The 21021-nt window shown below is 66.5% G+C and carries 17 protein-coding genes; 11 read left to right on the forward strand and 6 right to left on the reverse strand.

Features of this window, described 5'->3' with window-relative positions; translation table 11 throughout:
• Nucleotides 1-455: 455 nt before the first annotated feature.
• From Amac_RS51865 to Amac_RS51875, 3 genes are all read right to left on the reverse strand, one after another.
• Nucleotides 456-965: a hypothetical protein gene (locus Amac_RS51865; RefSeq protein WP_155361809.1), complete on the reverse strand. Its 510-nt coding sequence runs from the start codon at nucleotides 963-965 to the stop codon at nucleotides 456-458.
• Between the two features lie 404 nt (nucleotides 966-1369).
• Complete coding sequence (locus Amac_RS51870) at nucleotides 1370-2680, reverse strand: IS701 family transposase (RefSeq protein WP_155361810.1); 1311 nt, start codon at nucleotides 2678-2680, stop codon at nucleotides 1370-1372.
• Between the two features lie 124 nt (nucleotides 2681-2804).
• Nucleotides 2805-4727, reverse strand: a complete 1923-nt coding sequence (locus Amac_RS51875) for a DUF2075 domain-containing protein (protein WP_170323082.1) — start codon at nucleotides 4725-4727, stop codon at nucleotides 2805-2807.
• Between the two features lie 640 nt (nucleotides 4728-5367).
• Between Amac_RS51875 and Amac_RS51880 the strand changes: the two genes are divergently transcribed.
• The 7 genes from Amac_RS51880 to Amac_RS51910 all read left to right on the forward strand — a co-directional run bounded on the left by Amac_RS51880 (nucleotide 5368) and on the right by Amac_RS51910 (nucleotide 10151).
• Nucleotides 5368-6330: a protein NO VEIN domain-containing protein gene (locus Amac_RS51880; protein ID WP_155361812.1), complete on the forward strand. Its 963-nt coding sequence runs from the start codon at nucleotides 5368-5370 to the stop codon at nucleotides 6328-6330.
• Nucleotides 6331-6416: 86 nt separating this feature from the next.
• Nucleotides 6417-6581, forward strand: coding sequence for a hypothetical protein (locus Amac_RS51885; protein WP_155361813.1), 165 nt, complete (start codon nucleotides 6417-6419; stop codon nucleotides 6579-6581).
• A gap of 701 nt (nucleotides 6582-7282) precedes the next feature.
• Complete coding sequence (locus Amac_RS51890; protein WP_155361814.1) at nucleotides 7283-7729, forward strand: hypothetical protein; 447 nt, start codon at nucleotides 7283-7285, stop codon at nucleotides 7727-7729.
• Between the two features lie 334 nt (nucleotides 7730-8063).
• A complete protein-coding gene (locus Amac_RS51895; RefSeq protein WP_155361815.1) occupies nucleotides 8064-8390 on the forward strand; it encodes a PadR family transcriptional regulator in 327 nt (108 codons plus the stop codon).
• Nucleotides 8387-8743, forward strand: coding sequence for a DUF1048 domain-containing protein (locus Amac_RS51900; protein ID WP_155361816.1), 357 nt, complete (start codon nucleotides 8387-8389; stop codon nucleotides 8741-8743). Before Amac_RS51895 ends, Amac_RS51900 begins: the two co-directional genes overlap by 4 nt.
• A 1-nt stretch (nucleotide 8744) precedes the next feature.
• Nucleotides 8745-9065, forward strand: coding sequence for a DUF1048 domain-containing protein (locus tag Amac_RS51905; protein ID WP_155361817.1), 321 nt, complete (start codon nucleotides 8745-8747; stop codon nucleotides 9063-9065).
• Between the two features lie 147 nt (nucleotides 9066-9212).
• Nucleotides 9213-10151: a class I SAM-dependent methyltransferase gene (locus Amac_RS51910; RefSeq protein WP_155361818.1), complete on the forward strand. Its 939-nt coding sequence runs from the start codon at nucleotides 9213-9215 to the stop codon at nucleotides 10149-10151.
• A 17-nt stretch (nucleotides 10152-10168) separates the two neighbouring features.
• Here the strand turns inward: Amac_RS51910 and Amac_RS51915 are convergent, their stop codons facing one another.
• Nucleotides 10169-11413, reverse strand: coding sequence for an ROK family protein (locus tag Amac_RS51915; RefSeq protein ID WP_155361819.1), 1245 nt, complete (start codon nucleotides 11411-11413; stop codon nucleotides 10169-10171).
• Nucleotides 11414-11668: 255 nt separating this feature from the next.
• On the opposite strand from Amac_RS51915, the gene Amac_RS51920 reads away from it, so the two are divergent.
• The 4 genes from Amac_RS51920 (at nucleotide 11669) to Amac_RS51935 (ending at nucleotide 18920) form a co-directional block, all read left to right on the forward strand.
• Nucleotides 11669-14479 carry a carbohydrate-binding protein gene (locus tag Amac_RS51920; protein ID WP_155361820.1) on the forward strand — a complete coding sequence of 937 codons (2811 nt, stop codon included), beginning with the start codon at nucleotides 11669-11671 and terminating at the stop codon, nucleotides 14477-14479.
• 20 nt (nucleotides 14480-14499) lie between these two features.
• Nucleotides 14500-16206, forward strand: coding sequence for a ThuA domain-containing protein (locus Amac_RS51925; RefSeq protein WP_155361821.1), 1707 nt, complete (start codon nucleotides 14500-14502; stop codon nucleotides 16204-16206).
• Between the two features lie 204 nt (nucleotides 16207-16410).
• Entirely contained in the window at nucleotides 16411-17646 is a 1236-nt protein-coding gene (locus Amac_RS51930) for an FxsB family cyclophane-forming radical SAM/SPASM peptide maturase (protein WP_307729873.1), read from the forward strand.
• Complete coding sequence (locus Amac_RS51935) at nucleotides 17643-18920, forward strand: HEXXH motif domain-containing protein (RefSeq protein ID WP_155361822.1); 1278 nt, start codon at nucleotides 17643-17645, stop codon at nucleotides 18918-18920. Before Amac_RS51930 ends, Amac_RS51935 begins: the two co-directional genes overlap by 4 nt.
• Here the strand turns inward: Amac_RS51935 and fxsT are convergent.
• The gene (gene fxsT / locus Amac_RS51940; RefSeq protein ID WP_170323083.1) at nucleotides 18909-20480 is read right to left on the reverse strand and encodes an FxSxx-COOH system tetratricopeptide repeat protein; all 1572 of its coding nucleotides are present in this window, start codon (nucleotides 20478-20480) and stop codon (nucleotides 18909-18911) included. The genes Amac_RS51935 and fxsT overlap by 12 nt on opposite strands.
• Before the next feature lie 92 nt (nucleotides 20481-20572).
• On the reverse strand, nucleotides 20573-21021 hold a 449-nt coding region (locus Amac_RS51945), incomplete at its 5' end, for an IS66 family transposase (RefSeq protein ID WP_170323084.1).

The raw sequence follows: 21021 nt of genomic DNA on the forward strand, positions 1-21021 counted from the left end.
TGTGTTGTCCTACGGCTCGATCGGTACTACGACCGCCTCCGACTCCCTCCCGGCCGCCGCCCACTTCCCGGCTCCACACCGGTTATAAGACGGCGTCGTCCACGCCTATCCGCAGCACGCTCCGGCCGGGGAGGGCCTCCCCAGTTCCCGCCGCCACCCTCTGAACGTTCCGCGCCCTCTTACGCCGGAGAGTCCCTGACGGCAGCACTCCAGGATCTTCACCGCTTCCATGGCCTTCGCCGTGAGTCGCTCGGCTCGGCTCTCTCTCGGTGTCTAACGACGCGGCAGGCTTCGCTTCCGCTACGGACCGCTCAGTTGCTTCCCCCAACGGGGCTTTCGACGCTGGGCTTCGACCCGGCCCGTTTCCAGACCGGGCCGCCAGCCTGCTACCGGGCTCCCTGGCGATTACCCGGACCGGACTCACACCGGCAGGCGACGACGAGCTTCCGATCAGGTCATGATCGCTGGACAATCACCTCCGTGATCTCTGGGCGCACCGGCTGCCGTACTAGGTCGTCACGGATCAAATCCCACGGTAGGTGCACGACGGGGACCTCGTCGATGGTGCTAGGAAGCACTCGTGCCGACCACTCCAGGCTGGTGTCGGACAAGCTCACCAGTACTCCACCACCGCGTTTATGCACGCGAGGCGCGTAGGCACCGAGTTGGCTCTCACTCGGAAGCAGCCATCCCCGTTTGGCCTCAATAATCACGAGGTCGGATCCGCAGTCGATTTCTAGGTCCGTTCGACCACCAGTATCGCGCGTTTCCAGGCGAACAGCGGCAACGTCCCGGCCCGCCATTGGAAGCAGCCGTTTCATAAGCCTGTGTAGAAAATCAGGGGAGCGTGTAAGAGCAAAGGCGAGTGCGGCGGTCAGATCGTTCTCGCTGCGGCCAAGTAGATCGAAGACCGACGTGACATCGCGGCCGTGCCACGTCAGCGCCGGATTGCCTTGAGCTCTCATGAAGCTTAGTTTCCCATTCAACGCTGGCACTCACGTGTTTTCTGCTTCAAACCGTCGACCGAGATCCGAGATCGTCGTAGGTTCAAGTCTTACCGGAGGGTGCCTCTTGAGGAAAAACGGCTTTACGTGGGATTCCTCGGTCTGCCAGGCGGCAAGCAAGCCAACATGACACCGAATGCCGCCTAGCCCTTCAGTCGTAGATCGCCGTGACTCTGGGAGATCCCTGCGTCGGCGGGGGTCTGGCGGTAGCCTGCCGGGCTCGGTGACAGGCACGGGCAACGGCTTGGTGGCGACGTCTCCAGCGGGACCAGGCCAGCGCGTGCCGCAGCCGAGCGCTCGGGCTGGGCAAGGGCGTGACCGCCAGGAGAAGGCGACGGATCTCGTAGGTGGAGTACCCCACCGGCTCAACGCGGCTGGAGAGCGTGGAGATGCTGGTGATAGACGGGGCGAGAACCCCCTGTGTGGGTGGCGGTGCCGTCGCCGTCGCCGTGGAGATCGTCCTCGGCCACGGCGGTGGCGGCCTGTTGGACGGCGAGGAACGCGGCGGCCAACTGGGCCAGGGTGATGTGCCGGTACCAGCCGTGGTAGGAACGGACCTCGTAGTCGGCCAGGCCGCAGGCGGATTTGCCGAGCTTGATGGCTTCTTCCACCCGCCACCGGGCGCCGGGCACGGCAACCAGTTCCTCGATGGGTGTGCCGGGTGGCCCCCAGGCCAGGTAGTAGTCGCGGTCGGCCGGGGTCTGGGGGCGACGCCGAGCGATCACCCAGCGGGCCCAGCAGCCGGGGTCGGCGGCGGCCTGCCGGTCATCGGCGCCGATACCGGCCTGCGGGTCGGGCAGGCGACGGACCCACCACTGCCAGGTACGGGTGTCCAGTTGGGACGGCCCGGCCGGCAGGCTCAACCAGTCGCTCTCCGCGGCGATCCGGGCGACGAGGCGGGCCACGTGCCGAAAACCCGGCCGATCCAGCACTTTCTGGTTGGCCTGGATGGTCACCGCGTAGGGCAGGCCACGCTCTTCCAGGTAGGAGCGGAAGGCGCCGTCACGGCCATAGACCTCATCGGCGGCCACCCACACACGGCCGGGCGGCAGATCGGGCAGAACGCGGTCGATCATCTGCTCGGCCAGGCGCGGTTTGGTGGCGAACACGCGCTCGCCGGGGACGTGCGCGCCCGCGCGTCGGTCCCGATCCTGGGTCCACTCCTTGGGCAGGTACAGCTCACGATCGATCATGGCCTGCCCGGCTGCGGTGGCCCAGGCCGCCATCACCCCGATCTGGCAGTTGACCACAGCGCCCGCGGTGCCCGTGTACTGGCGGGCCACTCCGGCCGAGCTGCGGCCCCGCTTCTCAAACCCTGTCTCGTCGATCACCAGGACCCCGGCGCCACCCGGACCCGCGCCCGGCATCGCCAGCCCATCCAGCACGTAACGGCGCACGAAATCCCGCAGCGCGTCGGGCTCCCACACCGCTCGCGCCAGCAGGTGTTGCAGCCCCCAGGCGTGCTCGTCGCCGACGTACTCGGCCAACTGCCAGCCGTTCTTACGCGAGATCGGCCCCAGCAATCCCCGGACGAAGTCAGCCGCCCGACGCCGCACCTCCACCCGCGGAAAGATCTCACCCACCTCGACCAGCAGATTCTCCAACTGATCCGACCACTCCCCGGCCCACTGCTGATCAGTGATGACCGAGCCGATCTCCATCATCGGTGCACGCATACCCGCATGCTCTATCTGGTCCAGCAGCGGCAAGAACTACCGCAAAGGTGAGAATCTACGACTGAAGGGCTAGCATGTTCAGGCAGGCCGGAGTAGTTGAACGAGCCAAATAGCTCACGCTCTCCTACCGCGTGGTATTCATGGGTACGCCTTCATAGTCGAGCAGACGAGCGCCAAGATTGGCCAGCATCACGTTGGTGGTGCGGTCGACGGAGTACAACACGGTGCCTCGCATTCCGCGGGTAGCAAGCACCCTGTAGGTGTTGCGGACCAAGAAGTCGAAGTCGAGCGCGTTCTCGACCGCCCTGTCGCGGTTCTGGCTGATGTCGGCCTGCCAGGCTACGTCGCGCCAGACCAGGTCTGGGCCGAAGATGACGCCGGCCCAGGCGTACTCGAAGCCCTGCGCGGTGTAGATGCAGCCGATCTGGCCGTGGCCGCCTGGGTGTGTCGCCCACAGTGTGTGCGGCGGCATGTCGCCGACCCGCTCGTCGCCCTGGACGTTCCATGGCCTGTTCCAGCCATTGATGCGTATGTTGTCGACGAGGGTGCCGTCTTTGCGGGGGGACGACCAGGGCCAGCAGAAGCCGGCGGCGATGCGGGCGGTGCTGTTGGTCTCGGCAGCACGCCTGTTGAGGAACTTCTCCATCGCCTCGGGGGTGGGGGCGACGTACAGCTCGTAGTTCTCCAGCGGCCGCCACCGGCGCGGCGGTTCTCCAGCCACCAGCCCGAGCAGCTGTTCGACCCAGCGGATGTACTCCGGGTCACCGCCGCAGCGAAACTGGCTGCGCAGGTCGATCCGCAGGACCTCGTGCTTCATCTCCTTGGCCGCGTTCTCAATGAGCTGGATGGTGCCGTCTTCGCCGGGGCGCACCACCTGATGCTCGTCCAGCAGGAAGACAGGCACATCCGCCGCGCTAATGAGCTGCTCGACCTGGGAGGGGCCCCTGCCGGATACCTGGCGCCTGAGCCGGTGCGCCTCGTCGGCGATGAGCACGTCCAGCTTCGAGCGGAGGGTTTCGAAGCTGTTGAAGTACCGAAAAATACGCCTGGCGCGCGTGTCCCCGCCAGCGTACTCCCACAGCGTGCGGGTGAAGGATCGGCTGCCAGTGGCGTGCGCAACCTTCAGCCCGTTCTTGCTGCACGCGGCCAGCAGCTCCAAGGCGATCACGCTCTTGCCGGTGCCGGGACCGCCCACGATCAACACGACCCGCTTGTTGCCCCGGCGGCTCGCTGCCAACTGGACCTTGACGTACTCGACGGCTTTGCGCTGCTCGTCCAGCAAGGGAAAGACGGAGCGTCCGTGCACGCTCTTGTCGACCGCGGTCATCAGGCTGTCGGTCGGTGACACGCGGGCGGACAACAAGTCGTGAGCATGCTCGAGTGCCATTTCACCCGAGAAGGTCTTCGTGAGCATGGCCGCGAAGCGTTCACGTTCCTCCGGTTCCTGGCCGTACATCTTCGTGCGCTTCGCGCCGCCCTCCAGCTCCTGGCTGTCGCCCTGGATCGTCTCGAGGACCGCGACGGGCATGTTGTGCAGGTTGACCAGGCTCGTCACCTTGGCGGTCCGCAGCATCGGCACGAAGTCGCGCAGAACCTGCCGGTACCCGTCAGCCTGGACGGCCGGGTGCAGGCGCGGGTTGCGGCCAGGCGCGTTCGGCACGTGCACCAACTGCGTGCCGCGTACCGGCCGGACCTGCGACCACTGTTTGTTCTCCACCACTATGACGCAGATCTCGCCGGTCTCGCGCTCGCTTCCGACCAGGACGATGTCCATGCGTACGTCGCAGATCGGCGCGGTCAGCTCGACCAGCACCTGCACGTCTTGCAGACCGGCGCTGATTAGCAGGTCGACGACGGTGGGGATGCTGCCGCCCCACGAGGCGCTCTCGCTCTCTCTCGGCTTCGCTCCGTGCATCGCGACAAAGCGTCGGCGCAGTTCCTCGACCAGATGACCCTGGGCGATGATCTCGGCTAGTTCATCGGCACTGCCCTGGTACAGACAACGCAACGCCACGAGAGCGCTCCTTCGGTACGACGGCCGACGCAACGGTCAGCAGACGGACGGGGGCGAAGGGGTGGTGCGAGCCGTACTGTAGCGATGATTACTGACAAATTGGGACAGACAAGGGCAGTGCCCGTGCGCAGATATAAAACTGGCGTCTCCACTGGCTGAACCGCGAACCGGCCAGGTCACGTCCGGTGGAGTGGTGTAACTCCAGCCTGTTGAATCGAGCCCCGGACACGGGGCGAGCCATCGTGTGACGGTCGACGAGTTCCTTGACCAAGGCGCTGCGGCCAGCATGACGCTGGCGAGTAACGCCAGAGCGGGTGTGGGTCCTCCTTGCGGAAGGCGGCGCAGCGCCGCCGCTGGCGAGCGTCATCGTCCCGGATCGGAATCAACCCGCGGCTACGAGGGCAGGCTTCCGGACAGTTCGCTATAGCTGCTGGCCTTGATGAAGCGGTCATCTGTCCAGCGGAACAGCAGTTTTGCGTCGGAGCTTGACCTCCCCCTTCTCCCGGGGCTGAGAGCAGGCCACCGGGGATAGGCCGCGACGTGCGTTGCGCACGACCAGGTGGCGGCCGTGCTCGTCACGCTCGTCGGCGAAGGCGGCGATAGGTGTCCACCTCGGCCTTTACCTCACTCAGCTACCGCGCATTTGTCGTTGCCGTCGATTACCGTGTCCGACATGTCCGAAGCTTCGTTTCTTATGGTGCATGTAGGCCAAAACACTGCAGTACAGGACAATCTTGCCTTCGGGCTTGAGACTCGATCCTGGGGATTTCCGAGCCGCTTTGAGGGCTATTCGGGCACCACGATGGACTTCGTCATCCTCGGGACAGGCGCAAGCCCGCGAGTGCACCTTGAGGCATGGCTGCGTGACACGATCGACCTTTATGTGTGCCAAGCAGTCGGCAACATGTATGAGGGAACGGCTCCACACTGGCCCGACGAAGTCGACGAGCACCGCATCAAGTATCCGACGCGGTTCGGCATCGAACCGCTGGCCCGGCTGACCAACGTTTCCCTGGGTCCGACTGGCCCCCTACCCGAAGCTGCTAGTGACGCGATCCGTCGGTCGGGTATCGATCGTGGTCTCGGCAAGCCAGTCCGGTTCGACCCCGAGAAGCTGTTCAAGCTCATGGACGTGACTCCCAAGCTCGCCTCGGACGACAGCGCTCCAGTCGTTCCGTTGAGCCAAACCCGTCCGGTCTCGCTGCCGACCCGCCCCAAGCCTTCGCGGAACGCCAGGCGTGGCACTGGTGCCGGACGGCAAATCGACCCGCGAAAACGCGAGGCCATCGAGCGCCACGCAGTCGAGCTCGCGACAGAGTATTACGAGCGAGCCGGCTGGACGGTGGAAGAAGTTGGCAAGCCATACGACCTGCGTCTTACCATGCCAGGTGTCGAGCGGCGCGTTGAGGTCAAGGGCACCACGGGGGCCCCTACTTCGGTGGAGTTGACCTTCAACGAAGTCCAGCACGCCCGCGAGTTCCCCGCAGTCGACCTATTCGTGGTCAGCGACATCACCGTCGCAGGCGCTACCCCCGCCCTCACCACCAGCGGTGGCATCGTGACCTTGGTGCCTGACTGGGAACCGGCTGACGAAGACCTACGGCCAACTCGTTTCGAGTACCGCATTCCCTCATGACGGCCGCGCCCTCGCCGCAACCGGAATCCCGTGAGGTGCCCGGCCAGCGCGCACTCGTCATCTCACCTTCATGAGGAGCCACGAGGGTGAAGCCCCGCTACCTGTTCGCCTGCTCGGCTGGCGAGCTGGCCGCAATGGAAACCGAAGCCCTCGTCCGGACGCTCGTCCGCCGGGCGCGCGAGGTCTACCAGGTTGTTGTCAGCGATCCAGAGAAACAATCCTGGGCGCGCCAGTATCAAGACGGTCGTTGATGTCCTGCTTCTGGCCGGACTCGGCGACGTGATGGTACTGCTGGAAGTGAGCACCTTGAACAGCGACGCACGTATCGACATGCTGCTCGTGGGGTCCCACCCCGACACCGGGAGCTGTCGGCTGTCGCCGCGGAGAACAAGCAGTGGTCGAGGTTCGCCTTCAACCCCACGCACCCGCAGAATCACTCATCTCGGCGCAGGGCTCGAGGACAGCCAGCACCCGGTCGAGCATGTTTGGGATTACTGCCGGGCGCTGGAACGCCAAGTACCGTTGCTACGCAGAGCGCTGTGGGGCGTGGCGAACCTGCACAACGCCCATGCCACAGCCATCGCCAAGATTATGCCGCCGATTGGTCGACTACGCCCGGAGATTGATGGCAAGCGGTTCGGGCGTTCGGCGACGGCTCCGACGACCAACGGGAAGTCGCCCGCTTCCTTCCAACTGTGTTGAGCGCCGAGGGCGCCCGCCATCACGTTGACCTGATCAATCACGCACATGTCCGCCCCACCGAGGAGGTCATGCGCGCCGCTTACGCGGCAGTTCGGGGCAGAGCGGTCTTTCCGCTGCTGGACGAGCAACGCGAAACAGGAGACAAGGTGCTGGCTCTGGTCCAGGACGGATTCAGCACCAACTCTAGGCAGGTCTTCATCGTCGCCGGCGGTCCTGGGACTGGTGAGACGGCCTGGCACTGTTGCTGGGGATGCTCAACGGCATCAACAGCTCCGCAGCCCACGCTTCGGGCGGCGCAGCATTCTCCGCAGCCCTACGCCTGCACGTGACCGGACATCTTGGCAACATCCCCGATCTGTTCACCTACTTCGACCAGTACCGACACCGCGAGCCGAACCGCCTGAACGTCTTGATCTGCGACGAGACACATCGCCTGCGCAGAACCTCCAACCATCGCTTTGACAAGCCCGAGCAACGCTCGTACATCCCCCAGATTCCGAATGTCTGGCCAGAGTGCCGCGCGTCGAGGTCAAAGCCGCTACGCGGTCGGCAGGCCAGCCTTGACTCTCACCCATCCGGCCCTGGTTTCGGCAGCGACGAGGAGGATGAGACGAGTGGGCAGGGCGCGGAATATGTGCGAAATGATCAGCTCAAACGATGCGGAGGTCCAGGCCCCCGCCGCAGGTCAACGGCATGATTCGGTCTGACGCGCCCTGGGCTTCCTAAACCTGGTGTCGTAGGTTCGCTTCCTACCGGGGGCATCCTCTGAAAGAGCCCTTCACCTGCGTAAATGTAAGCGAATGCGTTATGGACGCGGATCCCGAGCCGCTCAGGCCCGGGAGAACAGGGCGACAGGTGGCTGATGCCCTGCATGCACCGGCCGGTGAACAGGACCTTGGACGTGTGGAGAAGCTCGTACGCGACGAGTTGGTTGCCGCCCATGTTCCACGAAGGGCTGGTCCACTACTCGGTGATACCGTATAGTGGTACTCGGTAGCACCGAGTACCAGGAGGGCGGAAGAGCACCCACGATGGACGACCTGACGGAGATGCTGAAGGGCACGCTTGAGGGCTGCGTGCTCGAAATCATCGGCAGCGAGGAGACCTACGGGTACGCCATCACGCGTCGGCTGAATGAACTCGGCTTCGCCGACGTCGTCGAGGGGACGGTTTACACCATCCTGCTGCGGCTGGAGAAGAACGGGCTCGTCCAGGTGACGAAACGACCGTCCGGGCTGGGCCCGCCGCGCAAGTTCTATGCGCTCAACGACGCGGGGCGAGAAAAGCTCGCGACGTTCTGGGCGAAATGGGAGTACATCACATCACGGATCGACAAGCTCAAGGGAGGCGGGAGATGAACTTCTGGGAGACCATGACAGGCAGCGATCTCACCAGGGAATGGAAGTCGTTCGAAGTTCGGGCCGAGGCATTGCCGACCGACTATCGGGCGGCGTGGGAAGAGATCAAGGGTCGTCTTTCTCCCTACTCGGACTTCACAGGTCGAAACCTGATGCCGATTCTCGACGGTGCTCTGGGGCTGCTCGAAGAGACAGCGGCCGATGGGCGGAGCATTCACGAGGTGCTGGGTGACGACATCGAGGGTTTCTGCGCGGCGCTGGCCGGTGGAGAAGGGGCTCGAAGCTTTCGCGACCGGTGGCGCGAGCAGTTGAACAGGAACGTCGCAAGGAAATTGGGCCGGCTAGGAGGCTGACGTGGGCATCCAAGACATCATCGAGGGCAAGAGGCAGTGGCGGGCGCACATGGCGCGGGTCAAGGCGCTCCCGCCGGACTACCAGATCGTCTACAAGGAGATTCAGAGGTATTTCTTCAAGGTTGGACCGATCGACTTGCTTGACGGGTCCCTGCTCTCAGGGATCGTCGATTTCTTCGAGGAGGGCGTCGCGGCCGGCAAAGGAGTCCTGGAACTCATCGGCAATGACGTCGCTGCCTTCTGCGACGACCTGGTCAAGGACTCGCGCACCTACGCGGACATCTATCAGGAGTCCATCAGAGGAGAACCGGGCGAGAAGTAGCACCCGTCGACTCAGCTCCACCGCAAGTTCGTCAACCACGCCGTCCGGCCACCCTGGCCGACGTCACCTTCGCGTTCAGGACACAACACAGGTCATGACAGTTGCTCCGGGAATGTCCGGTGCCGGATTCCTGGGTAGGGGCCCGTCATGCGAGTGATTGTCTTCCGGCTGATCCAGGTTCTCCTCTCGCCCCTGGCGGTCATCGGGTCGTCGATCTGGGGTCTGTCGCTGATCCGGGAGGCGCGGCGGACTGGGTCTTCGGCCACGGTGCTGGCGTCGTGCTATCCGAGATGGATCCTGCACCACTTGCGTCAGCGATGGGACGCGCCATGCGTGCGGATGATGAAGGTGCTGCCCACACCGATCCGGCTCGGTCTGCGGTACGGGACGATGCCGACGATCGTCGCCCACGCCGTGACCGGCTACGTGCCCAAGCCCTATCGGTATCCGTACCAGGGCCAGCCACCCATGATCCATCAACCGGTGGCGCGCACGACCTTTCACGACCGGGCCCTGGCCCGGCATCTGCCCGAGGTGGCGCAGTTGGTGGTGCTCGGCGCCGGGTTCGACACGCGGTCCTACCGGCTGCCTCCGGGCGCCGTTGTGCAGTGCTTCGAGATCGATACTCCGGGGACCCAGCGGGTGAAGCGCGAGGCGCTGGCCAAGGCCGGGGTGGAGGCGGGACATGTCACGTTCGTGCCGGCGAACTTCGAGGAGGAAGACTGGTTCGACAACCTGCTCGAGGCGGGCTTCGACCCGGGCAGGCCGGCCTACTTCCTGTGGGAGTCCGTGACGATGTATCTGGATCGCAAGGCCGTCGAGCGGACGCTGCGCAGGATCTCCGCCCCTGGCAGCGTGGTGGCCTTCGACTACTTCACGACCGTGATCCTGCGCGGCAACGACCCCTACTCCGCCTATGCGCGCTGGGCGGCCGACCGGATCAAGGAGCCGTTCAGGTTCGGCATCGACCAGGAGGAGGTGCCGGGGTTCCTGGAATCGTGCGGGTTGCGCGTGGAGGAGCAGCGGTCCTTCAACCAGGATCCGGTGATGGCCGGGTTCGTCACCGCAACGGTCGAGAGGCGATAGCACACGAGTCCATGCTTTCAGGCGGAGTAAACATGGTCACTGATCAGGCGAGCCGCCCCCACGACCCCAGCGATGTCCTCCAGTTCCGACAGCACGATGGGCAGATTGCCGGTCGCCAGGGGCAGTGACCGGCGGTAGACGACGCTCCTGATCTCCGCGAGCAGCAGGTGGCCCAGCCGGGCCACCCCGCCCGCGATGATCACGAGCCCCGGGTTGAAGAAGCTGACCAGCCCCGCCAGGACTTGGCCCACGCGGCGGCCCCCATCCCTGATGAGCTGGACCGCCACGGCGTCACCCAGGGCGGCGGCCGCGGCCACGTCCTCGGCCGACAGCGTCCCGACCGCCACCAGACGTTCCGCCAGGTACGGCGAGGCCCCCGAGCGGGCCGCGGCCCGCGCCTGGGCGGCCAGGGCGGCGCCGCCGAAGTAGGCCTCCAGACAGCCGGTGTTGCCACACGCGCACACCGGGCCGAGCTCGTCGACACTGATGTGCCCGATGTCGCCCGCGCTGCCCGAGACGCCACGGTAGATCTTGCCGTCGACCACGATGCCGCAGCCGATACCGGTGCCGATCTTGACGAGCAGGAAGTCGTGGACCTGGCGGGCGACCCCGGCGTGCAGCTCTCCGAGGGCCATGATGTTGACGTCGTTGTCCAGCGTCGCCGGGCAGCCCAACTCCTGGGTGATCATCTCGCGCATCGGGTAGCGGTCCCACCCGGGCATGAGCGGCGGCGCGACCGGGATCCCCTCCGCGAAGCTGACCGGCCCGGGGACCCCGATCCCGGCGCCGTGGAGCTGCGTGAACAGGCCCTGCTCGCGCAGCTTCCCCGCGAGGGCGAGCACCCGATCCAGCACGTGCGCGGGGCCAAGCCGGATGTCGCACGCCTCGCTGACGTGCCCGAGCACGCCCAGCTCGCCGTCCGTCACCGCGACGTCGACCGAGGTGGCCCCGATGTCGATCCCGACGAAGCGGGTGGCGCGCGACAGCCGTACCCGGCCAGAACGGCGCCCGCCCCGGGAAGCGGCGAGCCCGTCGGTTTCGACCAGCCCGAGCGTCACGAGCCGGTCGAGTTCGCCGTTGAGCTTCGACCGCGACATTCGCCATGGGTGCGGGTACGCGGCTCCGGGTGGCAGCACTGGGGAGCCCGCGGAGGTGGTGGGTTCGGCGGCTATGTCCGCCAGTTCAGCTCGCGAACGTGGCCCTTCCCGCAGCAGGCGCAGTAGTGCCGCCTGATGTGGGTTCTCCGGCCGGTTGGTCTTCACCCGGGACTCCCTCAGTCGGGTGCAACAGTGTGGAAGGTACTCCAGCTACTGTCACCGCAGGAAGACTTCTCGCCGCCGGCTCCTAACTTTCGTCTCAGTGAACGAAAGTCGAGTCAACTTCGACGTAACATCTAGACACTTCGAACGTAACATTTTAGCCTTCGATCAAGACGTAAACGTGCTTCCGCGAATCGTCGGCGTGATCGGCGCACACGCTGTCTCAACTCTCCCGGCAGGAAGTGAGATCAACCGATCATGTTCCGAAGACTGGCCTTATGCGCTGCCGTGATCATGGCCGCCGTCGGCTCCACCGTCCCGTTAACCGCCCCGGCGCAGGCCGCGCCGGGCTACGTCCAGGTGACCCTGGCCAAGGGCGCGGCCGAGACCGGCGAGCCCATGGGCCTGACCGTGCTGCCCAACCGGGGCGTCCTCCACACCTCGCGTGAGGGCACCATCCGCTACACCGACCCGCTCGGCAACACCAAGGTGGCGCTGACCATCCCGGTGTACACGCACGACGAGGAGGGTCTGCAGAGCATCAAGGCCGACCCGAACTTCGCCACGAACCGATGGGTGTACGTCTACTTCGCGCCGCCGCTGACCACCCCGGGCGGGGACGCGCCGTCCGACGGCACGGCGGCGCAGTTCGCCCCGTTCAACGGGGTGAACCGGCTGGCCCGGTACACGGTCAACGCGGACCACACCATCAGCGCGGCCTCGGCGGTCACGATCCTCGACGTCCCGACCTCCCGTGGCATGTGCTGCCACGTCGGCGGTGACATCGACTTCGACGCGGCCGGCAACCTCTACCTGTCGACCGGCGACGACACCAACCCGTTCGCCTCGGACGGCTACACGCCGATCGACGAGCGGTCGACCCGCAACCCGGCGTTCGACGCCCAGCGCACCTCCGGCAACAGCAACGACCTGCGGGGCAAGGTCCTGCGGATCAAGCCGGGCGCGACCGGCGGCTACACCATCCCGGCCGGCAACATGTTCGCGCCGGGCACGGCCAACACCCGGCCCGAGATCTACGCGATGGGCTTCCGCAACCCGTTCCGGATGAGCGTCGACAAGGCGACCGGCGTGGTCTACCTGGGCGACTACGGGCCTGACTCGGGCACCGCCAGCGCCGGCCGGGGTCCGGCCGCCTCGGTCTCGTTCGAGCGCATCACCCAGCCCGGCTTCTACGGCTGGCCGTACTGCTCGCAGTTCAACGTGCCGTACGTGGAATACACGTTCCCGTCCGGGCCTTCTACCGGCGCCTACAACTGCGCCGGCGGCCCGACGAACAACTCGCCGCGAAACACCGGCATCACCGCGCTTCCGGCCTCGCGGGCGGCCTGGCTGCCGTACGGGGTCGGGCAGGACCCCGCCAGCCTCTGCTGCGGCAGTTGGTCGCCGATGGGTGGCGTGGTCTACCGCTACGACGCCGCGCTCGCCTCGACCGTGAAGTTCCCGCAGACGATGGACGGCAGGGTGTTCCTCGGCGAGTTCGGCCGCCGGTGGATCAAGACGGCCACGGTGACCGGCAGCGGTGGAGTCGGCACGATCGAGGCCTTCCCCTGGTCCGGAACCCAGGTGATGGACATGGAGTTCGGGCCGGACGGCGCGCTGTACGTGCTCGACTACGGCACCGGCTGGTTCGGCGGTGACGCCAACTCGGCTCTGTACCGCATCGAGTACAACTCGGGCACCACCGGCCAGGCCCCGATCGCCAGGGCCAGCGCCACTCCGGCCAGCGGCAACGCGCCGCTCACGGTGCAGTTCAGCTCGGCCGGGACCAGTGACCCCGACGGCAACCCGATCACGTACGCGTGGGACTTCACCACGAACGGCAGCACCGACTCGACCGCGGCCAACCCGTCGTTCACCTACGCGAGCAACGGCCAGTTCACGGCGACGCTGACGGTGACCGACAGCACCGGTCTCCAAGCCACGGCCAGCGTCGTCGTCAACGTCGGTCAGGCCACGGTCACCCTCACCCAGCCGGTCAACGGGCGGGTGTTCAACTTCGGTGACGCGATCCCCTACCAGATCACCGTCAGCGATCCGAACTCTCCGACGATCGACTGCAGCCGGGTGAAGCTCACCTACGTCCTCGGCCACGACAGTCACGGCCACGCGCTGACCAGCGCGACGGGATGCTCCGGCACCATCCAGACCACGGTGGACGGTGAGCATGACGCCAGCGCGAACGTCTTCGGCGTCTTCGACGCCGAATACACCCCGGTCGGCTCGACCACGTCCGTCCACGCGACGCAGCCGGTCGCGCAACCGCGGACCCGCCAGGCCGAGCACTACAGCGCACAGCAGGGCGTGACCATCGTGACCAAGGCGTCGGCCAACGGTGGCAGGGCGATCGGGAACGTCGAGAACGGGGACTGGATCTCGTTCACGCCGTACAACCTGGCCGGGGTCACGTCGTTCACGGCCCGGGTCGCGTCGGCGGGCGCCGGCGGGACGCTGACCATTCGGAGCGGTTCGGCGACCGGGCCCGTGGTCGGCACCGCCACGGTCGCGCCCACCGGTGGCTGGGAGAACTGGGTCAACGTCACCGGCACCGTGACACCGCCAGCCGGGACGGTCAACCTGTTCCTGGTGTTCACCGGTGGCGCGGGGTCGCTGTTCGATATCGACTCCTTCACGTTCAACAGCGGCACGCAGCCTCCGACCGGGACGAATCTGGCCCTGAACAAGCCCGCGACCGCGTCGAGTGTGGAGTCAGCCCTCTTCCCGGCCTCGGCCGCGGTGGACGCGTCGGCGACGAGCCGGTGGTCCAGCGCCTTCTCCGACCCCCAGTGGATCCAGGTCGACCTGGGCGCCACCTACACCATCACCCGCGTACGACTGGTCTGGGAGGCCGCCTACGGCTCGGCGTACCAGATCCAGACATCACCCAACGGCACAACCTGGACAACAGCCCGATCCGTCACCGGCGGCAACGGCGGCGAGGACGACAACACCGGACTCAACAACTCCACCAGATACGTGCGCATCTACGGCACCGCACGCGGCACCGCCTGGGGGTACTCGCTGTTCACCTTCGAGGTCTACGGCAGCTGACGCCAGCAACTGGAGGATTCATGCGCAAAGTCTTAACCGGTGTGGGCGCCGTCATCGCCCTCGCCGCCGCCACGCTCTACGCGACACCGGCCGCAGCCGCTGACGCGCCCTACGACGTGCTCGTGTTCTCCAAGACCGCCGGCTTCCGGCACGACTCGATCCCGAACGGCATCCAGGCGATCCGGGATCTCGGCGCCGCCAACAGCTTCACCGTCACCGCGACCGAGGACGCGAACGCGTTCACCACGGCCAACCTCGCGCAGTACGAGGCGGTCGTCTTCCTCAGCACCACCGGTGACGTGCTCAACGCGGCCCAGCAGACCGCGTTCGAGTCCTACATCCGCGGTGGCGGCGGCTACGTGGGCGTTCACGCCGCCGCCGACACCGAGTACGCCTGGCCGTTCTACGGTCAGCTCGCCGGGGCCTGGTTCGCCAGTCATCCGGCGATCCAGCAGGTCAACTCGAAGACCGAGAACCGAGCCCACCCGGCCACGTGGCACCTGCCGCAGACCTGGACCCGCACCGACGAGCTGTACAACTACCAGACCAACCCCCGCGGTACGGCTCGCGTCCTGGCGACCCTGGACGAATCCTCGTACTCCGGCGGGTCGATGGGCGCCGACCACCCGATCACCTGGTGCAAGACCATCGACAGCGGACGGTCGTTCTACACCGGTTTCGGGCACACCCAGGCGTCCTACGGTGAGGCCAACTTCCGCAGCCAACTGCTCGGCGGCATCCGGTACGCGGCCAAGCGGGCCAAGGCCGACTGCAGGCCCGAGACCGGGTACACCACGCTCTACAACGGCTCCACGACAGGCTGGTCGCAGTCCGGGCCGGGCAGCTTCACCAACTCCGACGCCACGCTGACCTCCGTCGGCGGCATGGGCCTGTTCTGGAACAGCGCCAAGCAGTACACCTCGTACTCGCTGAAGGCGGACTGGAAGCTCACCGGGGACAGCAACTCCGGCATCTTCGTCGGTTTCCCCAACCCGGGCGGCGACCCGAACGTCGCGGTGAACCAGGGCTACGAGATCCAGATCGACGCCAGCGACACGCCCGACCGGACCACGGGCTCGATCTACACGTTCAAGTCCGCCGACATCGCGGCACGTGACGCCGCGCTCAACCCGCCCGGGGAGTGGAACACCTACGAGATTCTCGTCGAAGGCCAGCGCATCCGCGTGTTCCTCAACGGTTCGCTGATCAACGACTTCACCAACACCAATCCGAGCCGCAACCTGGACGGGTACGTCGGCATCCAGAACCACAGCGGCGCCGACCAGGTCGCGTTCCGCAATATCCGGATCAAGGAGCTCGGCACGCAGCCTCCGACCGGGACGAATCTGGCCCTGAACAAGCCCGCGACGGCGTCGAGCGTGGAGTCGGGCGCCTACCCGGCCTCGGCCGCGGTGGACGCCTCCACGACCACCCGATGGTCCAGCGCCTTCTCCGACCCCCAATGGATCCAGGTCGACCTGGGCGCCACCTACACCATCACCCGCGTACGACTGGTCTGGGAAGCCGCCTACGGCTCGGCGTACCAAATCCAGACATCACCCAACGGCACAACCTGGACAACAGCCCGATCCGTCACCGGCGGCAACGGCGGCGAGGACGACAACACCGGACTCAACAACTCCACCAGATACGTGCGCATCTACGGCACCACCCGCGGCACCGCCTGGGGGTACTCGCTGTTCACCTTCGAGGTCTACGGCAGCTGAGCACCAAGCCGGCCGGGAGCCTCGCGACTCCCGGCCGGCCACGGTGGCCTCATTGTAGATACATCCCCCGAGATCATGAACGGTTAGCGGGAGAACGCCATCGAGCTCGCGTTCGCTCGCCATTCTGGTACGCCAAGACGTCTGACCATTGACTATCTGTGCAAAATAGGGCGAAATGGGGTTGGCGAAAAAAGGGGAGGCGGGTTGTCGAACAACCAAGAACCCACGAAGCCGCCGTCCGAAAACGTCTTTCCGGAAAACCTCGACGTCGCGGAGCTGCTGGCCTCGGGATGGCGGCCTTCCGCCTTTCGGCAGTTCATCCTCAAGGTGCACAGCCGATGCGATCTCGCCTGCCCTAACTGCTACGTTTATGAAATGGCCGACCAGGGCTGGCGAAACCAGCCACGCCAGATGTCCCCGGCTATCGTGGCGCATACCGCAGACCGCATCGCCGAACACGCCCGCACCCACCGGCTGAGCGACGTGGACGTCATCCTGCACGGCGGTGAACCATTGCTGGCGGGGGCGGAATCGCTGGAATTCATCGTGCGGACGATCCGGTCGGCCTGCGCGGAGGTGGGCACGCGGGTCAGGGTCAGCATGCAGACCAACGCCGTCCGGCTCGATGAGACGTTTCTGCGGATCTTCAGTGACCTGGGGATACGGGTCGGGGTCAGCCTGGACGGATACGCCGAGGCGCATGACAGAACCCGCGTGTTCGCCGGCGGCCGGGGCAGTCACGAACGGGTCGCCCGCGCGTTACGCCTGCTCGACGGGCCCTTTCACCAGATTTTCGCAGGGATCCTGTGCACCATCGACCTGCGAAACGATCCCGTACGGACCTATCGCGCATTGCTCGAATTCGATCCGCCGAGCGTCGATTTCCTGCTTCCGCACGGCAACTGGTCGGCGCCACCCCCGCAGCGGGATCCCGATTCCGCGGCGACCCCTTATGCCGATTGGCTTATCCGCGTTTTCGACGAGTGGCGGGACGCCCCGAGGTTCCGTACGGAGATCCGGCTGTTCCATGAGATCACCCGGCTGCTTTCCGGAGGCGCCTCGCGGAGTGAATCCGTCGGCCTGTCGCCGGCATTAATGGTGGTGGTGGAGACCGGGGGCGCCATCGAACAATCGGACATACTCAAATCCGCGTACCAGGGAGCGTCGGCCACCGGGCTGCACGTCCTGACCGACGCCTTCGATGAGGCCCTGAGACATCCGGCCGTCATCGCCCGCCAGATCGGCGAGCGTGCCCTCGCTCCGGAGTGTCACGCCTGCGAACTGCTACGGGTCTGCGGCGGAGGTCTCTACGCGCACCGCTTCCGGCCGTCGACCGGGTTCCGCAGCCCTTCGGTGTACTGCCCTGACCTTTATCGGCTCATCTCGTACATCAGCGATCGGCACGCCCGCGACACCGTCCGACTGAAGGGACGCGTATGAGTAGGGTCTCCGACAAAACCTTCCGCGCGCTGGCCGAGGAGCCGGCCAACGCCGAGGCCGCCGCGGAACTGAACGGACTCCAGCTCCGCCACCGGGTCGCCCTGCTCAAAGGCGTCGTGGAGGAGGCGGACGCGGCGGACCATCCCGATGCGGGCCCGGCGAGCGCGGCGTACACGGCCCTCTTGGAACTGGAGGCGGCCGCGCCCGCCGCCGTCGGCCGGGTGCTGCATCATCCGGCGGTCAGCGCCTGGGCCTGGCGGACCTTCCTCTCGCTGCGCGCACGCGGTCCGGAGCGTCCTTCCCGGCTGGGCGCGGTCACCCTCGCCGCGGCCATCGCCTCCGGCGGGGCCTGCCGGGTGCACGTGCCGCTGGACGACCAGGGCCGCCTGATGGTGCCGAGCCTGGGCCGGTTGTCTCTGGGAACTGCCTCGGCCGAGATCGAGCTCGAGGCCGAGGGCCGCCGCCTGCGGGCCCATGGCCGGCGCATCGACGTGGACCTCGGGGCCGACGGGCCCGGCTGGCAGGTACTGCACCGCATCCGGGTCGGCGACGGCTTCGAGATCGTCCTGGACGACCTTGACCCGTACCGATGGCCGGAACCCGGCCGCGCCACGCCGAGGATCGACCCGGCCGGCCTCCCCGCCTGGCGGGACCTGCTCCCGCAGGCATGGACCGTGTTACGGGAGACCCATCCCGCGGTGGCCGAGGAGATCGTCGCGATGGTGCGTGCGATCACTCCGATCGCGGCGCCGCCCGAGGGGGTCAGCAGCGCGTCGGCCCGGGAGACGTTCGGCGCGATCGCCATGTCCGTGCCCCGGGGGTCGGCGACGTGGCTGGCCGAGACGCTCGCCCACGAAATCCAGCACGCCAAACTGGACGCCCTCATGCATTTCGTCCCCCTCGTACGTTACGAGCGCACCGATTCCTACTACGCCCCCTGGCGGCCCGATCCCCGCCCCGCCCACGGTCTCCTGCAGGGTGCCTACGCCTACCTCGGCGTCAGCGAGTTCTGGCAGCGCCGGCACCCGCGAGAAGGCCTGCGGGGACGCGTCGAACTCGCGCGGTGGCGGGAGGGTGTCCGGCGGGTGCTGGACACCCTCGAAGACGAGCAGTTGCTCAACGACGCGGGGATGAACTTCGTCGAGGGTATGCGGACCCGGTTGGGCGACGTGCTGGCCGAACCCCTCGACGATGAGGCGCTGGCCGCCGCTGAGCGCGCGGCGGCCGACCACAAGGCCGCATGGCAGGCCCGGAACGGGCGCTCAGATCGGTAGCGGGTCGAAGTCGCAGTCGATGCGCGTGCCCGACGCGGCCGTGACCGCGTCGGGCTGGCCGAGGTCGAGCCGTTCCCGGTACCGCTCCGCCGTGTCCAGGCGCAGTTCCTCCGCGTCCGGTGCGCCCACTGCCGCCCGGTCGAGGGCCAAGTTCGCCGCGCACGAAATGGTCAGGAAGTGGTCGTGTCCGAACTTGTCGGCGAGCTGCACGTACGTCTGCTCGCCGAGCTGCCTGGCCTGTTCGAACTCACCCAGCGCGGCTAGGTCGCTCTGGAGGTTCACCGAGCACGACAACACGTAGTGGTGGGCCGGGCCCAGCCGGTTGATCAGGCCCCGGCGGCTGCCCTCGTTGACCGTACGGGCCAGCTCGGGATTGCCCAGCAGCCGGTGCAAGATCGCCAGGTTCGACTGGCAGGCCAGCGTGAAGGGGTGGTCGTTACCGAACACCAACGGGTAGGTGCGGGTCATCTCGGCGGCCAGTTCGAAGGCGTCGGCCAGTTCGCCGCGGACCCGCAGGACGTTCGACACGTTCACCGCCGCCGCGACCGTGTCGGGGTGCGTCGTGCCGAAGAGCCGGGTCAGCCTGGTGTGCGTGTCATGAGCGTTGTCCAGTGCCTCGTCCAGCGCCCCCGCGCGTCGCTGCGCGATCGAGAGATCCTTGGCGGTGATCAGGGTGGCCCAGTGGTCCTTGCTCAGCTTCTGCACCCCGAACGCCAACGCCGCCTCGCCGGTGTCGCAGGCCTCCTCCAGGTCACTGGTCAACCTGACGGACCGGGCCATGCTGTTCCACGACAACAGCACGATCTCGAAACCCGTGGGGTTGGTCGCCTCGCTCTGGGCCAGATAGACCTCGGTGTGGAGTCTCCTGGCCTGCCTGTACTTGCTGTTCAGCGCATAATCAAGGGCCAGGCTGTTCTTCGCCCGCAGGGTCAGCACGTTGTCCTCGCCGAGCAGGCGCTCGTGCGTACGGACCAACTCCTCGTCCAATTCGAGGGCAGCCCGGAACTCGCCGCGGGCGCGCAGACTGCCGCCGAGACCGTTCGTCGCGATCAGCGTCTCCTGGTGCTCCGGGCCGAACTCCGTGCGCACCTTCTCCAAAGTGTCGCGGTCGAGCTCATAGACCTTGTCGTACTCGCCCATGCGGCGCAAAATGTTCGCCTGGTGACGACGGGCCCGCAGCACGTGGGGGTGGTTCTCTTCCGTCTTGCTCCACTCGTCGATGAATACCTCGATCAGTTCGAGCGCCGATTTGTAGTTGGCCGAGGCGTAGAGATAGCGCACCACGTTGAGGGCGAATTCGCGGACCTCGGGATCGGCCGAACCGACGACTTCGGAAGGGCCGACGTGCGGGACGAGATCGGCGAAGTCGCGCCATTTGGAGTTGTCGTCCGGGGTTTTCGGCGCGCTTCCGGCGAGCAGCTGGTGAACCTCCCTGCGGAGTTCGCCCTGTCTTTTCTCGTCGAGATCGTTTCGGAGCAGGGCCTGGATCAGCCGGTGCACCTGAATGGTGCGGCTCTCGGGGTCGCTGCGGATCAACGCGTAACGGCTGAGTTCCTTCACCGTATTCATTCAGGCCCGACGCATTCCAGTGTGATGTGATCGCGGTGGGTGATGGTCGTCGGGCGTGAGTGGTTACCAAACGTGCCCGTGGGTTAGGCGGTGGCTGGGTCCGGCGGCATCCAGGGTCTGCCGAGCAGGGCGTCGCGGATCGCGGAGATGACGTCGGTGCCGTGTTTGGCGGCGGTGGACAGGTAGCCGCGGATGGCATACCGGTTGCCGGTCGCCGTCTCCGATCGAAGCCGCCCGGAGATCTTCTGCTGGGTTTTGGCTGGTCGGACATCGCGTTCGGCCTGATTGTTCGTCGGAGGAACCCGCAGGTCATGGGCGAAACGCAGGACGTCGTCCTCACGGTCGCGCAGCACTTCCAGCAGCACCCGGCCGACGGGCTGGGTCACGGTTTTGGCGGGTCCGGGGATGCGGGGAACCTCGGACAGACCGACGCGGACCCCGTGCTTGAACAGCCGGATCAGCTCATCTTTGACGCCTGTGTCGATGGCGTCCTCGCCCTGCTCGCGGGCGGTGCCGGCGGCGTGGATCAGCC

The sequence above is a fragment of the Acrocarpospora macrocephala genome, assembly GCF_009687865.1.
Taxonomy (GTDB): Bacteria; Actinomycetota; Actinomycetes; order Streptosporangiales; family Streptosporangiaceae; genus Acrocarpospora; species Acrocarpospora macrocephala.

What these genes read in the sequence shown, in the direction of transcription:
- Amac_RS51865 (WP_155361809.1), bottom strand. Translation starts at nt 965, where the DNA reads ATGAGAGCTCAAGGCAATCCGGCGCTGACGTGGCACGGCCGCGATGTC.
- Amac_RS51870 (WP_155361810.1), bottom strand. Translation starts at nt 2,680, where the DNA reads ATGCGTGCACCGATGATGGAGATCGGCTCGGTCATCACTGATCAGCAG.
- Amac_RS51880 (WP_155361812.1), top strand. Translation starts at nt 5,368, where the DNA reads ATGTCCGAAGCTTCGTTTCTTATGGTGCATGTAGGCCAAAACACTGCA.
- Amac_RS51890 (WP_155361814.1), top strand. Translation starts at nt 7,283, where the DNA reads ATGCTCAACGGCATCAACAGCTCCGCAGCCCACGCTTCGGGCGGCGCA.
- Amac_RS51895 (WP_155361815.1), top strand. Translation starts at nt 8,064, where the DNA reads ATGGACGACCTGACGGAGATGCTGAAGGGCACGCTTGAGGGCTGCGTG.
- Amac_RS51900 (WP_155361816.1), top strand. Translation starts at nt 8,387, where the DNA reads ATGAACTTCTGGGAGACCATGACAGGCAGCGATCTCACCAGGGAATGG.
- Amac_RS51910 (WP_155361818.1), top strand. Translation starts at nt 9,213, where the DNA reads ATGCGAGTGATTGTCTTCCGGCTGATCCAGGTTCTCCTCTCGCCCCTG.
- Amac_RS51920 (WP_155361820.1), top strand. Translation starts at nt 11,669, where the DNA reads ATGTTCCGAAGACTGGCCTTATGCGCTGCCGTGATCATGGCCGCCGTC.
- Amac_RS51925 (WP_155361821.1), top strand. Translation starts at nt 14,500, where the DNA reads ATGCGCAAAGTCTTAACCGGTGTGGGCGCCGTCATCGCCCTCGCCGCC.
- Amac_RS51935 (WP_155361822.1), top strand. Translation starts at nt 17,643, where the DNA reads ATGAGTAGGGTCTCCGACAAAACCTTCCGCGCGCTGGCCGAGGAGCCG.